Annotated in this window: 14 protein-coding genes and 1 pseudogene; 6 read left to right on the forward strand and 9 right to left on the reverse strand. The window is 67.4% G+C overall.

Translation table 11 applies throughout. The annotated features are described in order from the left end of the window. Window positions 1–17 precede the first annotated feature (17 nt). From OM977_RS04485 to OM977_RS04495, 3 genes and pseudogenes are all read right to left on the reverse strand, one after another. Window positions 18–1,181 (reverse strand): MFS transporter, encoded by a 1,164-nt coding sequence (locus tag OM977_RS04485; protein ID WP_264356336.1) that lies wholly within the window; start codon window positions 1,179–1,181, stop codon window positions 18–20. 127 nt (window positions 1,182–1,308) lie between these two features. After that, complete coding sequence (locus tag OM977_RS04490; protein WP_264356337.1) at window positions 1,309–2,559, reverse strand: M20 metallopeptidase family protein; 1,251 nt, start codon at window positions 2,557–2,559, stop codon at window positions 1,309–1,311. Window positions 2,560–2,596: 37 nt separating this feature from the next. Continuing rightward, a pseudogene (locus OM977_RS04495) lies at window positions 2,597–2,740 on the reverse strand (amino acid ABC transporter ATP-binding protein); the annotation flags it as partial. A gap of 2 nt (window positions 2,741–2,742) precedes the next feature. On the opposite strand from OM977_RS04495, the gene OM977_RS04500 reads away from it, so the two are divergent. Both OM977_RS04500 and OM977_RS04505 read left to right on the forward strand, forming a co-directional pair. Beyond that, window positions 2,743–3,480, forward strand: coding sequence for an aminotransferase class I/II-fold pyridoxal phosphate-dependent enzyme (locus tag OM977_RS04500; protein ID WP_264356338.1), 738 nt, complete (start codon window positions 2,743–2,745; stop codon window positions 3,478–3,480). 42 nt (window positions 3,481–3,522) lie between these two features. Then, a complete protein-coding gene (locus OM977_RS04505; RefSeq protein ID WP_264356339.1) occupies window positions 3,523–3,771 on the forward strand; it encodes a hypothetical protein in 249 nt (82 codons plus the stop codon). Between the two features lie 140 nt (window positions 3,772–3,911). On the opposite strand, the gene OM977_RS19650 is transcribed toward OM977_RS04505, so the two are convergent. Continuing rightward, window positions 3,912–4,064 carry an excalibur calcium-binding domain-containing protein gene (locus tag OM977_RS19650; protein ID WP_333473999.1) on the reverse strand — a complete coding sequence of 51 codons (153 nt, stop codon included), beginning with the start codon at window positions 4,062–4,064 and terminating at the stop codon, window positions 3,912–3,914. A 633-nt stretch (window positions 4,065–4,697) separates the two neighbouring features. On the opposite strand from OM977_RS19650, the gene OM977_RS04515 reads away from it, so the two are divergent. Continuing rightward, window positions 4,698–5,771: a class I SAM-dependent methyltransferase gene (locus tag OM977_RS04515; protein WP_264356340.1), complete on the forward strand. Its 1,074-nt coding sequence runs from the start codon at window positions 4,698–4,700 to the stop codon at window positions 5,769–5,771. 26 nt (window positions 5,772–5,797) lie between these two features. Here the strand turns inward: OM977_RS04515 and OM977_RS04520 are convergent, their stop codons facing one another. Next, window positions 5,798–7,471 (reverse strand): thiamine pyrophosphate-binding protein, encoded by a 1,674-nt coding sequence (locus OM977_RS04520; protein WP_264356341.1) that lies wholly within the window; start codon window positions 7,469–7,471, stop codon window positions 5,798–5,800. A gap of 110 nt (window positions 7,472–7,581) precedes the next feature. Next, entirely contained in the window at window positions 7,582–8,094 is a 513-nt protein-coding gene (locus OM977_RS04525) for an Lrp/AsnC family transcriptional regulator (RefSeq protein WP_264356342.1), read from the reverse strand. Window positions 8,095–8,187: 93 nt separating this feature from the next. Here OM977_RS04525 and hisC point away from each other — a divergent pair, with 93 nt between their 5' ends. The 3 genes from hisC (at window position 8,188) to OM977_RS04540 (ending at window position 11,090) form a co-directional block, all read left to right on the forward strand. Beyond that, window positions 8,188–9,285, forward strand: coding sequence for a histidinol-phosphate transaminase (gene hisC / locus OM977_RS04530; protein ID WP_264356343.1), 1,098 nt, complete (start codon window positions 8,188–8,190; stop codon window positions 9,283–9,285). Window positions 9,286–9,339: 54 nt separating this feature from the next. Then, the gene (locus OM977_RS04535; RefSeq protein WP_264356344.1) at window positions 9,340–10,752 is read left to right on the forward strand and encodes an amino acid permease; all 1,413 of its coding nucleotides are present in this window, start codon (window positions 9,340–9,342) and stop codon (window positions 10,750–10,752) included. A gap of 149 nt (window positions 10,753–10,901) precedes the next feature. Beyond that, entirely contained in the window at window positions 10,902–11,090 is a 189-nt protein-coding gene (locus OM977_RS04540) for a hypothetical protein (RefSeq protein ID WP_264356345.1), read from the forward strand. A gap of 72 nt (window positions 11,091–11,162) precedes the next feature. On the opposite strand, the gene OM977_RS04545 is transcribed toward OM977_RS04540, so the two are convergent. From OM977_RS04545 to OM977_RS04555, 3 genes are read right to left on the reverse strand one after another with little or no spacing between them, the layout of a single operon-like run. Then, complete coding sequence (locus OM977_RS04545; RefSeq protein WP_264356346.1) at window positions 11,163–12,827, reverse strand: alpha-amylase family glycosyl hydrolase; 1,665 nt, start codon at window positions 12,825–12,827, stop codon at window positions 11,163–11,165. Continuing rightward, the gene (locus OM977_RS04550) at window positions 12,824–13,741 is read right to left on the reverse strand and encodes a carbohydrate ABC transporter permease (RefSeq protein WP_264356348.1); all 918 of its coding nucleotides are present in this window, start codon (window positions 13,739–13,741) and stop codon (window positions 12,824–12,826) included. The genes OM977_RS04545 and OM977_RS04550 overlap by 4 nt, the downstream gene beginning before the upstream one ends. Continuing rightward, window positions 13,738–14,787, reverse strand: coding sequence for a carbohydrate ABC transporter permease (locus OM977_RS04555; protein ID WP_264356349.1), 1,050 nt, complete (start codon window positions 14,785–14,787; stop codon window positions 13,738–13,740). The genes OM977_RS04550 and OM977_RS04555 overlap by 4 nt, the downstream gene beginning before the upstream one ends. Window positions 14,788–14,861 lie beyond the last annotated feature (74 nt).

The following is a 14,861-nucleotide window of genomic DNA, read 5'->3' on the forward strand; positions in this document are numbered from 1 at the left end:
CGACGGGGTGGAGGGCCTTATGGCCCCGATTCGCTAGCCTCAGGTTCCTGCCCAGTTTCCGACCCAACCACAATCGCGATTGCCCCAGCCAGCAGCGCGGCGTTGGCCCAGAAAATGCCGACCACACCCAGCGGAGCAGCCACGGCGCCGACCCCGAGGGGCAGGCCGATCTGCGCCAGCTGATTGACGGTCATTCGCAATCCCAGGGCGGCACCGTGCAGGGATGGCTTGGTTAGGGAGACCACCCAAGACATGGTGAGCGGCTGCGGGATGCCCAGCCCGAGCCCCAGTCCTATCATCGCCACCGCTGCGCCGTAGATTCCCAGTATGGGGAGCGCGAGCAGCGAGATGGCTGCTGCGGCGATGGAGACAATAAGCAGGGGCTTCCTGCCGAACCGTCGGGTCAATCGTCCGAGTCCTACACGGCTGACCACCGACACAAAGGCCCGCAACGCCAGCAGGGCACCGACTGTAGCAGCGCTGATATTTTCTTCGATCGCCCACATCGGCACAAACGCGTACATCAGGTCGACGGTCACCAAAACGGCACCGCTTACAGTCAACAGCCGCCACAGGCCACGGCTCGACATCAACACGCGCATGTCGGCCGACACCTGACCGTTGGGCAGTCGGTTCTTGGCCAGCACCCGGTCTGAGCGATGCATCCAGAGGTAAACCGGCATGGCCAGGACGGATAAGCCGAAGCACAGGAACAAACCCGCCGACGTGTCGGGATTGGGGCCTCGGCCAGCCTGCGTCAGCGACGCGACCCACGTTGCTACGAGCGGCCCCACGAGCTGGCCCAACGACGCCGCCGCAGCCAGAGTGCCGAAGGCATTGTCGCTGCCCTTTGTCGCGTTGGCGTGGGCCACTGACGCCTGCTGCCCTACCATCGCCAGCAAGTGACCGAGGCCCACAGCCGCACTGCAGGCAAGCAGCGGACCCTTCCCGGGTAGAAGCAGCATGGCAGCAATTCCCAGGGCGGCAGTCAGGAGGCCAGCGAGGGTAACGGCCGAGCCGCCAACGCGGTCGGCAAGCCGCCCGGCCGGCAATGCAGTGCAGAGAGCAGGAACGGCAAACGATGCAGCCAGCATTCCGAGGAACAGCGGATCTGTGCCCTCATCCAAGGCTCGGTAACTAACCATGAGCCTGACCCCCACGGACGAGGCCTGGGTCAGCATGATCTGCGAATTCAGGGCCAACCCTCGCAGGCGAGTCACCGGGACACAGCCGACGAAGGAGGTCCGCTGCCCTCAGGAGTCCGGGCCGGTAGTCCCTCCTCCGTCCCATTCCGACTGCGGTGCACACTCACACTGCGGCGCGTAGCCTGTTGAAGGCCAAGGTTGCCAGGAACCGTGCCTGATCCGGCAGCACACTGTCGTCAAAAATGGCCCGCGCTGAATGGATCGGTGCCCAGTCTTTCGGGTCCATGTCGGGTGAACCTGCGCCCAAGTGCCCGAAAGCCCCCGGGACCTGCAAGAGGACGCAGGAGAAGTCCTCGGAGCCTGCCTTCGGGTTGGCGAGGAGTTCAAAACGGTCCTGACCATAGAGCGAGGTAACCGTTCGCTCCCAGAACACGGCTTCGTCGTCGTTATTGATGGTGGCCGGCAGCTTGGGCGTGAACGAAACATCCGCGGTGAGCTGGTGTGCCTCGGCAAGCCGGCGCAGCATATCCGGGAGTTCCGTCTGTAGGCGCTTCCCGACGGCGGGGCTGAAGGAGCGCACTGCAGCGGTGAACGACGCGGTGTCGGGAATGATGTTGGCCGCCGTTCCGCCCTGGAACTTCCCTACCGTCAGGATTACGGGGTCGAAAACGTTGAACCTGCGCGTCACGAACGTCTGCAGTGCCCCCACCATTTCGGCGGCAACCTGCACGGGGTCGAGCGTCTGGAAGGGACGCGATCCGTGTCCTCCCCGTCCCAGGACTTCCACCTGCAGTTCGCCCATGGCCGCCATGTATGAACCCGGACGCGTGGTGAACAGCCCTGCCGGGGCGTCGGAGGCCATGTGGACCCCGTAGGCCGCGCTGGGACGGGGCCCCGCCGCGTCGAGGACCCCTTCGGCGATCATGACCTCGGCGCCGCCGTGGCCTTCCTCGCCCGGCTGGAACATGAAGATGACATCGCCGGGGAGTTCGTCCCTGACGGCGTGCAGGAGTCTTGCGGCCCCGACGAGTCCCGCGGTGTGGAGGTCGTGGCCGCAGGCGTGCATGGCCCCGTTGGCGGAGGCGAAGGACACTCCGGTTTTCTCCGTGATGGGAAGTCCGTCCATGTCGCCCCGCAGGAGAACTGACGGCGTGGTGGTGCCGGACACGGCCGGAAGTCCGCCGCGCAGCACGGCCACCACCGATGTGGAGTTCTTGCCGAGGGTGATCTCCAGGTCCAAGCCCCGCAGGGCCTCGAGCACGCGGCCCTGGGTGCGTGGCAGGTCCAGTCCCAGTTCGGGATCGGCGTGCATCTCCCGCCGGAACGCAACCAGGTCGCCGGCCAGCGATGTCTGTCTCCCCAGCGCTTCTCCGATGACATCCGTGGGCGTGGGTGTAGCAATGGTGCTGGTCATGGGAAATTTCTCCGGTCTGATGTTGACGCTCATCGATCTAGAGGAAGCGCGCCAGAAAGTTGCGCGTCCGTTCGTGCTGCGGGTTGCCGATGACCTGCTCGGGCGTACCTTGCTCAACCACCACGCCGCCGTCCATGAACACCACGCGATCGGCTGCCTCGCGGGCAAAGCTGATCTCGTGCCGTGCTGGACCTTACGCTTGCCGCCCCCGATCCGCTGCTGCTGCCCGATCTATCCGCGGCGATTGCCAACGCAGCCCCTGATCCGGAGCTGAATTCCTACCGCCGGCCCGGCATCACCCCGGCCCTGGTGAACGCCGTGAAACCCACCTGGGGCTGGGACCCCGCGAGCTGGCTCGCAGTGAACGGTGGGTACGAAGGCATCCTGCTGCTCGTGCAGTCGAGTATCCTGCCTGGGCAGCACGTCGCGGTGGCGGACCCGTCCACCCCCCGCCTCCTGGATATCCTGGAGTTGGCCGGCGTCGTGGTTGTTCCTGTGGCGACGGACGCGGACGGGCCCGTCCCGGAATCCCTGAAACAGGCCCTGACCAAGCAGCCCGTCGCGTTCATCTACGAGCCGTGCGCAAACTCCCGGTCGGGCACGAACATGACGCCCGCGCGTCGGGATCTGATTGCTGAAGTACTGCGGGACACACGGGTACTCATCATCGAGGACGACGGCCTGGGGGACCTCGCGCTCGGCCCGTATGCGGGCCTGGGCGCGCTTCTTCCGTCCCAGACCGTGCTGGTCCGCAGTTACTCCAAATCCCACGGGCCGGACCTGCGGCTGGCTGTTGTCGGCGGTCCCGCCGAGCCGTTGGAACGCGCCAGGCTCTACAGGCAGTTCGGGGCGGGGTGGACCAGCCGGACGCTGCAGAATGCTCTGGCCTGGATGCTCACCAGCGATGCCGTGAAGGCGTAGGTGCAGCATGCGCGCACGGAGTACGCCAAACGCCGGACTCAAATGGCGACGCTTCTCGCCGAGCGCGGCGTCAAAGTGGAAAGCCACGACGACGGGCTGGGGCTCTGGGTTCCGGTGCTGAATGAGCAGCAGGCGCTGCTGGTGCTGGCATCGCATGGCGTCGCGGCAGGTGGCGCGTCCGGCGGAGCGATCCGCAGCCATCCGCACAGCATCCGCCTGGCCATAGGCAGGCAGCTCGAGCGGCCGGACGAAGTTGCCGACCTGTATGCCATGGCGTCCCGGGCACTGTAAGTCCCGCCCGCGCGGGTCCAGCGGGGGAGTACGACGTCGGCGCCCGGGTGGGGCGCCGACGGTGGCCTCAGGTGTACATGACTGAGCCGGATGTGGCGGGCTCTTCGCCGGTTTCAGCCAGATCGACAGGGCCGGAGAGACTACTCGCAGGCCACGCCGTCCCCGTCACGGTCGAGCGAGCGGCTGTAGCCCGGCTGTCCTGCCCGGATGGGGGCCGCCCCGGCCGCCCTCACCGCTGAGCAGTTGGCGTAATACGCCGCCGCCGGCGGCGCGGGCGCGGGCGCCACATGCACGGTGCGGGAGCGACATAGCGGGGCGCCGGAGCGTTCGCCTTGGGTGCAGGTGCCACGGGCACCGGGACAACGACAGCCGCTTCGGCGCCGCTCTCCTGTTCAGCGTCTACTGACGCGACGACAGCAACTTCCTTCTTGCTCGTTGGAACCAGCTGGTCGGCGCAGTCCGCCAGGACGCCGGCCATCGCATCATGCTCAGCCTGCGTCACCCAGCGCTGATAGGTCGCCTCGACGGATATCTGCCGTGCGACGTCCGATGGGGGTCGTTGAAGCTGACCTTGGCCTGACACCCGGGGTGCGGGATGCGTCCCCAATGTTCCGGCAGCGGCGGCTCTAACCAGGACTGAGCACACCTGTATCCTGACAATGCAGGTTGAATGGCTACAGCGGCCATCAACCAAGCTCGGTTCGCGGCCGGATGACGGTCCGGAATCTTGGGCCGTCGCCTTCCGCGTCGTGGAATCACCGCCGCAATCGTCAGTCGCCGATCGGCTACTCTGACGCTTGGAATGGATCTCTATCACTACGGACACGCCAGCTCCCGTGGGACTCCCGACGCCGGTCCTCAAGCCAGCGCGCACCGCTGCGGTGAATAACCCCGCCGTTGTGACCTGGGTCGAGGCTGGTGTCAGTATGACCGCGCGATGGCGTTCGGCGAACGGCAGACCAGCGCCGACGCGCGTCGAAGTGGTCGACGACTCCCTCACGGCCGATGATGCGAACCGGATGGCGTCACAGGGGATCGCGATGCTCTGGCGCGGTGACTTCCACAACGCACGGCAGATCCTCAACGCCCTGGACCGGCGGATAGGCGCCGGAAAGAAGATCGCAGGAACTCCGGCCGATCAGTTCTACCGGCACCGCCAGTCGCGCTCGCAACGTGCACGCATTCTCGGCCTGCTGCTGATATCTCTTGAGCCGGGCCCGGTGGTGCCGCTGCGCCGCGCACCGGATATCCAAGAGGCCGCCGCCGAAGCATACGGTGAGATCGGCGAATCTTCCGTTGTGTCCCTGCATGAGCTTGTCGGGGCAATTGGCGCCCACGAGTGGCGGCGGAATGGCGTCTACGTCGATGCCCTGCAGGGCCGCATCCACCCGCACTATGGCACGTTCTTCCCCACCCGAAGTGAGTATGTGGATCTCGTGGCCGCCGCTGCGCTGCCCTCCGACACGCTGGCGTTCGACGTCGGAACCGGCACCGGTGTGCTCGCTGCCGTCCTCGCGCACCGTGGCGTCCACCGGGTGGTGGCGACGGACAATGAGCCGCGTGCGATCGCCTGCGCCGCTGAGAATTTCCGGAACCTCGGTGTCAAGGACCGTGCTGAGGCCGTCCTGACCGACATGTTCCCGCCCGGGCGGGCACCCCTCATCGTGTGCAACCCGCCCTGGATTCCGGCCACGCCGCATTCCAGCCTGGACAACGCCGTATACGACCCCGGAAGCAGGATGCTGTTCCGCTTCCTGAACGAACTTCCTGACCATCTGGAACCGGGCGGTGAGGGCTGGCTTGTCCTCTCTGACCTGGCCGAGCACCTTGGCCTGCGGACGCGAGACGACCTGCTGGACGCCATCACCGCGGCTGGGCTCAAGGTGGTGGAACGCCTGGACACCAGGCCAACGCATCCGAAGGCATCGGACCGCGACGATCCCCTGTTCGAGGCGCGCGCGGCCGAGGTTACGTCCCTGTGGCGGCTTGTTCGCCGATAGTCCGGTGCGATAGGGCGTAGCCCGACCTAGCCCGCCACCGCCGCCTTCGCCTCCTGCTTGGCCGCCATCCACTCGCCCAGCCACGGGGCCCGGACGCTCGACGTGATGCGGCAGTCGGCCACGAAGGTTCCCTTCGCGCCGGCGTCGATCCAGTCCTTGAGCGCCTCAAGGTCCGCCAGTGAGCGGATGATCGCCGACTCGGCACCGAGCGCGCCGGCGATGCCGCTGAAGTCCACCTCGGGGATCAGCATGGGCTTTTTGGTCAGGCCCTGGGAGCCGTACTGGTGGATCTCGGCTCCGTAGGCGGCATCGTTGTAGATCACGACGACGGCGCTGTTGGCCGCACCAATGAGCGATTCGAGGTCGGACAGGCCCATCAGGAAACCGCCGTCGCCGGACGCCAGCACCAGGGTGCGGCCGTCCTCCACCGCGCGGGCTGCCCCGACGGCGCTGGCAAGGCCCAGCCCGATGGCCTGGTACGCGGTCCCCACCATGACCAGGTCCTGGGGCCGCGGGATGTGCCAGTACATGGGTGCCCAGCCGACGAAGTGCCCTCCGTCCTGGACCACCGTGCGGCGCTCCGGCAGCACTGCATCCAGTGCCGTGGCAAGGGAGCGCGGGTCCAGCCGGCCGTCCGGTGTTTCGTCGGAGCCTGGGTGGTGGGCCGGTCCGTCGGCCAGGCGCTTGCGGGCTTCCGCGCGCCAGGCTTCTGCGCGGCCGGCGTCCGCTGAAGCGTCGTCGTCCAGAATCCGCAGGATGCGTGCCGCGGCAGTCTTCACGTCCGCGCTGACGAACGTTTCCACCCGGGGGTGCGTCGGCTGCAGGGCGGCGTCGATCTGGATGACGGTGCTGTCCGGGCCGAGCAGGTGCCCGAACCGCATGGTGAAGGGGCTCAGGCTTGCCCCTGCCACGAGGACCACATCGGCTTCACCCATGAGTCCGGCCGCGGTGTCCGTGCCGAAGCCGCCCGCGACGCCGAGGTATCCGTCGCCTTCGAGGAGGTTGAGCGCCAGGGCGGTTCCGGCGGTCAGTGCGCCCAGACGGTCAGCGAGCTTCCGAAGCTCCTGGCCGGCGCCGGCGAGATGCGCACCGCGGCCGGCGAGGATCAGCGGCCGCTTCGCCCCGGCGAGCAGGCGGGCTACCTGCCCGAGGCCGCCGTCGACGTCGTCACTCACCGCGGGTGCCAGCGGCGCGGGAAGCTCTTCGTCCGCCGCCTCGAGTGCCGCGAGGTCGTAGGGAATGGCAATTACGACGGCGGTGCGCTTGGTGAGTGCGTACTCCACCGCCTGCTGCGTGATGGAGCCCGCGGCGTCCCGGGTGACGGTAAAGGTGGCTGCGCCGAGGCCTGCGGCGATCGCCACCTGGTCCACATCCTGGGGCCGGGCGCCGCTGCTCGGGGCGTCGCCGGTGACCAGCACCACGGGGATTTGCGCCTGGACTGCTTCGGCGAGGGCGGTGAGTGCGTTGGTGTAGCCGGGGCCGTAGGTGGTGGTGCCCGCGGCGAGGCGTCCTGACGTCCGGTAGTAGGCGTCTGCCGCGGCGATGGCGGCGCCTTCATGGCGGACGGGGGAGAAGCGGAGGCCCAGCTTTTCCGAGGCGTCCAGGAAGTACACGTTGCCGTTGCCCATGACGCCGAAGACATCGCTGACATAGCTGCTGAGAACCTGTGCCACGCGGCCTGAGACGGTAAGAGTAGTCATGCAGGAATCTTGTGGGTTGGCTCACAGATAGGCAAGGGAGGCGGATTTGATTGGGATTCTTGGCAGAAAGTGGGAGTGCAGACTGAAAATATGCCCACTTGTGGCCTGCATCACCCCAAGTTAGGCGGAGGGGCGGATTCCTGCTCGGAGAGCCGGCTCAGGAGTCCGTCGTAGCGGGGCGGCATGAGTTCGAGTACGGAAATGGCGGTGCTGGTCCGTTGGATCCCCTCGATTTCCAGGATCTCGTTGGTGATGCGGTAGAGGTCGGCCGTACTGCGTGCCACCACCTTGGCCATGAGGTCCGCATCTCCGGTGGTGGCGTGCACTTCGATGACCTCCGGGATCGCGGCGAGCCCGTCTTCCACCGCGCCTGTCCGGGTCTGGCTGATTGACAGTGAGAGGAAGGCCATCAGGTCATAGCCCAGCGCGGCGGGATCCAGCCTCCGGCTGAAGGAGCGGAGCGCGCCGCTGCGCTCGAGCCGTGCCAGTCGGGCGTGGACTGTGTTCCGGGCGACGCCGAGCGTCCGCGAGAGTGCCAGGGCGCTGGCTTCGGGATCCTTGTCGAGGGCCAGGATGATCCTGCCGTCGAGGGAATCCAGGGTGCGGGGGATCGGGATGGTCATATTTTCACCAGAGTCGATTGAAGTTGAGCAGAAGTCCCAATGGGTAGAGGGTATCTTGCATTGTGGGGCGGGTCACAATCATGATCGTTCCTCATGACCCGTGATCAGCTCCTGACCGCACTGGACACCGCGCTTCCCACCCTTCGTGGCGCAGTGGCCGGACTTCCGCCCTACGTCCCGGGCCGCCGCAGCGCCGGCCTGGACATTGCAGCCCTCGCCAGCAACGAAAGCCACTACGAACCTCTTCCAGCTGCCGCCGCTGCGGTGGTCGCGGCGGCCGGCACCATGAACCGCTATCCGGACAGTGCCGCCGTCGAACTCCGTGAACGGCTTGCCCGCCACCTCGGCGTCACGGCCGGAGAGGTCGCGGTGGGACCCGGTAGCGTCGGCGTCCTCCAGCAGATCATCACCGGACTCTGCGACGCCGGGGATGAAGTGATCTTCGCGTGGCGCTCGTTCGAGGCCTACCCCATCCTGGTTGAGCTGGCAGGCGCCCGGCCGGTCCGCATCCCGCTGGACGACGCCGAGGGCCACGACCTGGAGGCCATGGCCGCGGCCGTCACTGCCCGCACCAAGGTGATCCTGCTCTGCACCCCCAACAATCCGACCGGCGTGCCTATCAGCCACGAACGCATCGAGGACTTCCTGCAAGCCGTTCGCTCCGACATCCTTGTGGTGATCGACGAGGCCTACGTGGAATACGCCGAAGCGGGCAGCGGCCCCGATTCCCTGGCGCTCTACCGCCAGTACCCGAACGTCTGCATCCTGCGCACCTTCTCGAAGGCCTACGGGCTCGCCGGGCTGCGCGTGGGATACGCCGTGGCGGCGCCCGATATTGCCGAGGGACTGCGCCGGACCGCCCTTCCCTTCGCCGTGAGCACGCTGGCCCAGAAGGCGGCCATCGCCTCACTGGACGCCGGGGCGGAGATGGAAACGCGCGTCGCCGCCGTCAGGAAGGAACGCGCCCGGATGGCCGCGCAGCTGGAAGCCCAGGGCTGGAATGTGCAGGCGAGCCAAGGCAACTTCCTATGGATCCGCGCGGATGAGCGCCTCCAGGCGAGGCTGGTGGACGCGTTTGACCGCGCGGGCATCCTGGTTCGCGCGTACCAGGGCGACGGCGTGCGGATCACCGTTGCCGATCCCGCCTCCAACGACCGCGTGCTCGGGCTCCTGGCAGCCCACACGGCCTGAACACTCACTGACCCCATTTACCAACCCGTTCCGCCCACAAACAGAGGAATCCCCATGGAACAACAGACAAAGACGTCTGGCCGCGCACTGGGCGCCGCACTCAAACCCCGCCAGCTCACCATGATGGGGCTCGGAAGCGCCATCGGCGCGGGCCTCTTCATCGGCTCCGGCGCCGGCATCCAGGCTGCCGGCCCGGCCGTGCTGATCTCCTACCTCGTGGCCGGCACCCTCATCATCCTGGTGATGTGGGCCCTCGGCGAGATGGCCGCCGCCAATCCGGACAGCGGCGCCTTCTCCGTCTATACCGCCAAGGCCTACGGGCCGGTGGCCGGTGCCACGGTGGGCTGGCTGTGGTGGCTGCAGCTCGTGGTGGTCATCGCGGCCGAAGCGCTGGGTGCGGCAGGCCTGCTAGCCACCATCTTCCCGGCCCTGCCGGTGTGGCTGATGGCCTTCGTGTTCATCGTGGTGCTCACCGCCGTGAACCTCACCAGTGTGAAGAACTTCGGCGAATTCGAGTTCTGGTTCGCCCTGCTCAAGGTGGCGGCAATCGTCGGGTTCCTCCTGGTGGGCGCTGCCCTGCTCTTCGGCTGGCTGCCGGGCGTCCAGTCGCCGGGCCTGTCCAACTTCACCGGAGCCGGCTTCGCACCCAGCGGTTTTGCCGGGATTGCCACGGCCCTGTTCGTGGTGGCATTCGCGTTCGGCGGCACCGAGATCGTCTCCGTGGCGGCAGCTGAAACCGCGGAACCGGCCCGCAGTGTGAAGAAGGCAGTCCGGACGGTGCTGTGGCGCATCCTGGTCTTCTACATCGGTGCGATCTTCGTGATCGCGGCGGTGGTTCCTGTGGGCTCGGCGGGGCTGAAGAGCCCGTTCGCAGCTGTGCTGGACGCCGCCGGCATGCCCGGCGCGGCCACCGCCATCACCCTGGTGGCCGTAGCGGCACTGCTCTCCGCCCTCAACGCCAACCTTTACGGTGCCTCCCGGATGGCGTTCTCCCTTGCCGAGCGCGGCGAAGCGCCACGTCTGCTCGCTTCCGTGTCCAAGGCCCGGGTTCCGGTTGTCGCGGTCCTGGCCAGCGTTGCCTTCGGTGTTGTCACAGTTGTGCTGGAGTTGGCTTTCCCCGAGATGGTGCTTCCGGTCCTGCTCAACATTGTGGGCTCGACATGCCTGCTGGTGTGGACGTCCGCGCTCCTCGCCCAGCTCGCGCTGCGCCTCCGTGCCGACCGCGAGGGAACGGAACTTCCCCTGCGGATGCCCGGCTTCCCGTGGCTCACGTGCTTTGGCCTGCTCATCCTCGCGGCGATCTTCACGGTGGGCTTCATCGGCGAGGACTCCCGTCCCCAGCTCCTGAGCACTTTCGCACTCGTGGCGCTTCTGGCGGTGGCGAACTGGCTGCACCACCGGAACGGCAAGGTTCCGACTGTTGTCGAATCTTCGGATGGTGCCAAGCAGCCGGTGCTCATCGACTAAACCAGGTGCCTGAAGCCACTTCGGGGGTTCGGTGCATGCGGAGGGCGCGTCCGGTTTGTCCGGGCGCGCCCCTGCGCGCTACTGCGCAAAGGGGGCTGGGCGCCGGGGTTGCAACCGCAGCCGACACGGTAAAGCGTGCGTTCCGGAGCGTGGACCTCGACGGGGACGGGATCCCCGATGAGCCCCAGGCCCTTACCGCGGTCAAAGGCGTCGGTGGCGCCATTGCCGGTACGGCGGGCTCGGTCGGAAACGTCGCCGGGCTGTTCAAACGGAAAAAGCGCGGCGAACAGACGGCGGAGGGGCCTGAGACCGGCACTGTGGAAGCGGTCGAGAAGTAACCCGGTCCAGCAAGGGTTCAGCTGCGCAACGTGGTTCGTCTGGAAGGTGGACGGCACCCGAAATCGATAGCTCTAGTCGCGTAGCACCCACACGGCGTTGTTTGGCTGCAGCCAGCCGGCCTCCGCCAGGGGTTCTGCGCTGAGCAGCACCGTTCCGGCCGGCAGCTGGACCGGTTCGGTGCCCATCGCCACGGCGACGAAGAAGTCCGCACTGCGTGCGCAGATCAGCAGGTTTCCCGGCTCAACCCGCCAGGTGCCGCCGTCGTTCGGGGCGAAGACCTCGTTCTTCCACAGCAGCCGGCGCATCTCCAGCGCCTTGGTCACCAGCGCCAGCGTGGACTCCGGGTCCCGCTGCTGCAGTTCGATTGCGTGCGCGCCCCAGCCCGCGGGCTGCGGAAGCCACGGCTCGGCGGCGGGCTCGGACAGAGAGAAGCCGTGGTTCAGCGCGGCATCCTCGGTCCAAGGTAGCGGGACGCGGGCGCCGTCGCGGCAGACTCCGCCGCGGGCCCACATGGGATCGACCCGTGCCTGGACCGGGACGTCGACCTCGGGCAGCCCGAGCTCCTGGCCCTGGTAGAGGTACGCCGGACCGGGCAGGCCGAGCAACGCCACAAGTGCGGCCCGCGACCGGGCGCTCCCAAGCTCGCCGCCGCCGAAGCGCGTGGCGGAGCGGACGATGTCGTGGTTTTCCAGCGCCCAGGTGGGCGTGGCCCCGTGCAGCTGACGGGCGGTTTCCAGGTCGTTCCCGACGGCGGCCCAGGCTGCGGGATCCCAGCCGAGCTTCACGAACGCGAACGCGAAGGCCTGCTGCATCTCGTCCGCGCGGGTGTAGCGCGCGGCACGGGCCGGCTCCAGGTTGACCTCGCCCACCAGCAGGCGGTGCGGCTGGTACTTCTCGGCGAGGTTGCGCCAGCGGCGGTAGACCTCGTGGACTTCCTCCTGGTCCGAGACCTGCGGGTTGGACCGCAGCCCGTCCACCACCCCGCCGGTAGAAGGCGAGTCGGGCAGGCCCTCGGCCTTGAACAGGGCATGCGCGACGTCGATGCGGAGCCCGTCCACGCCCTTGTCGAACCAGAAGCGCAGCACGCCGTCGAAGTAGTCCCCGACGGCGGGGTTGCGCCAGTTCCAGTCCGGCTGCCCGGCGGAGAAGAGGTGCAGGTACCAGGCCGTGTCCCTCTCGGACTCCGGGTTGGCGCGGCTCCAGGCGCGGCCGCCGAACACGCTCTGCCAGTTGTTCGGCGGGACGTCATCGATAGCGGAACCGCTGCCGCCGTCGTCAGACTCCAGAACCCGACCCGGGACAAAGTGGAACATGTCCCGTTCGGGCGACCCCGGGCTGGCCGCGAGGGCCGCCTGGAACAGTGGGTGTTCCGAGGAGCAGTGGTTGGGGACGACGTCGAGCAGGATTTTAAGACCCAGCGAGTGGGCCAGCTCCAGCAACGTGTCGAACTGCTCCATCGTGCCGAACAGCGGGTCCACACCGCAGTAGTCGGTGACGTCGTAGCCCTGGTCCAGCTGCGGGGAGGGCTGGAAGGGGGTCATCCAGATGCCGTCGACGCCGAGGGCGGCGATGTACGGCAGCCGCGCGATCAGCCCGGCGAGGTCGCCCACGCCGTCGCCGTCGCCGTCGGCGAAGGAGCGCGGGTACACCTCGTAGATGACAGCGGACTGCCACCACTGCGCGGCGGAGGTGAGAAGGGTTTCCTCGACCAGACTGACCGGCGGGTGTTCGCTCATTTGCTGGCGCCTGCGGTGAGGCCTTCGACGATCCGCCGCTGGAAGATGAGCACCATAATGACCAACGGTACGGTGACGATCACGCCGGCGGCCATCTGCTCGCCGAAGGGCGCCTGGAATTCGGTGGCGCCGGTGAACTTGGAGATCGCGACCGTGGCGGTCTGGATCTTGGGGTCGTTGATCATGGACAGCGCGATGATGAATTCGTTCCAGCTGTGGATGAAGGTCAGGATCGCGGTGGTGAAGACGCCCGGCGCGGCGAGCGGGAGCAGGACCTTGCGGAAGGCCTGCCACTTGGTGCAGCCGTCGATCATGGCGGCTTCCTCGAGGTCGAACGGCAGGGCCTTCATGAAGGTGGTGAGGTTCCAGACCGCCAGCGGGATCGCGAAGGACAGGTTGGGCACGATCATGGCCTGGTAGGTGTTGATCCAGCCGATGTCGGTGAAGAGGCGCAGCAGCGGCACCACCACGGAGATGCCCGGGAACATCGACGTTGCGATGATGACGCCCAGGATCACGGACTTGAAGCGGAAGTTCAGCCGGGAGATGGCGTAGGCGGCGAAGACGCCGAGGACCAGCGCGAACAGCGTGGTGGTGCCGGCGACGATCAGGGAGTTCAGCAGGGCCTGGCCGAACATGGTGGAGCCGTCGAACACCTTGGCGTAGTTCTCCAGCGAGAACGGCGCCGGCAGCAGGGTGTTGTCGAAGATGTCGGCGGTGCGGCGGAGGCTGGAGACGATCATCCAGTAGAAGGGGGCCAGGCAGTAGGCGAAGATCAGGGCCAGGCCGGCGTAGACGGAGTAGGAGCGCCAGGTGCGCTTGGGTTTGGTCTTTGACGAGCCGGGTACGACGGCGGCACTCGCCCCGGGGGCGCCGGAATCGGTTGCGGCGTTGCGGAGGTCGGAGATGGTCATCGGGTGGCCTCGGCCTTCTTCTGTTCAGGGTTCGCCTGGGTGCGGGTTGCCTTGGTGCGGGACTTCTTCGAGAGCAGCTTCAGTTCCTTGGCGCCGGTGACGTCGGCGCCGAGGACCTTCACGAACACGATCGCGACGACGGCGACGTACAGGAAGAGCATCACGGCAAACGCGGAGGCGGAGCCGTAGCGGAGCTGGTTGGATTCGTCCCAGGCCAGCATGGAGAGGGTCTCCACGGATTCCTTGCCGGGGCCCACCAGCACGAACGGCAGGTCGAACATGCGCAGCGCGTCGAGCATGCGGAACAGCACGGCCACCAGCAGGGTGGGCTTGACCAGCGGAAGCGTGATGGAGCCAAGCTGGCGCCACCAGCCGGCGCCGTCGATCTTGGCCGCTTCGTAGACTTCGCCGGGAATGATCTGCATGCCGGCGAGGACCAGCAGGCCGATAAACGGGGCGGTCTTCCAGACCTCGGCGATGATGACGGCCACCTTGGAGGCGTTGCCCTCGGCAGTCCAGAGGATTTCGCTACCGAGCAGGGTGTTGGCGATGCCGTCGGACTGGAAGATCCAGCGCCAGAGCAGGCCGGAGACGGCGGTGGGCACGGCCCACGGGACCAGAATGCTGGCGCGCAGGAAGGACCGGCCGCGGAAGGCGCGGTTCATGGCGAGGGCCAGGCAGAGGCCCAGGACGGTTTCGAGGAACACCGTGGTGATGGTGAAGAAGGTGGTGTTGGCGAAGGCGTTCAGGAAGCGCCGGCCGGATTCGCCAACGAAGAGGTCGGCGTAGTTGGCCAGGCCCACGAAGGATTCCACATCCGAGACGAAGCCGTCCGCGTCCAGACCGGATTCCGCGCGGAACAGCGACTGGTGCACCGCGGAGAGCAGCGGGTACACGATCACCAGGGCCAGCACCAGGAGGGTGGGGGAGAGCAACATCGCGGCCATGCGGCCTTCGCCGGGGGAGCGGTTGCCGCGTCTGCGCGGGCTGCCTGCTTGGGGCGTGCCGGTCTGCGCGCCGGCGGGCGAGGCGGTCGTCGTCGTCATGCTGGGTACCTAACTGGAGTTGCAGCGTGCCTGGCCGGCCGGGTGGACCGGCCGGCCAGGCGTGTGGTCTGAAC

Source organism: Pseudarthrobacter sp. MM222, from assembly GCF_947090775.1.
Taxonomy (GTDB): Bacteria; Actinomycetota; Actinomycetes; order Actinomycetales; family Micrococcaceae; genus Arthrobacter.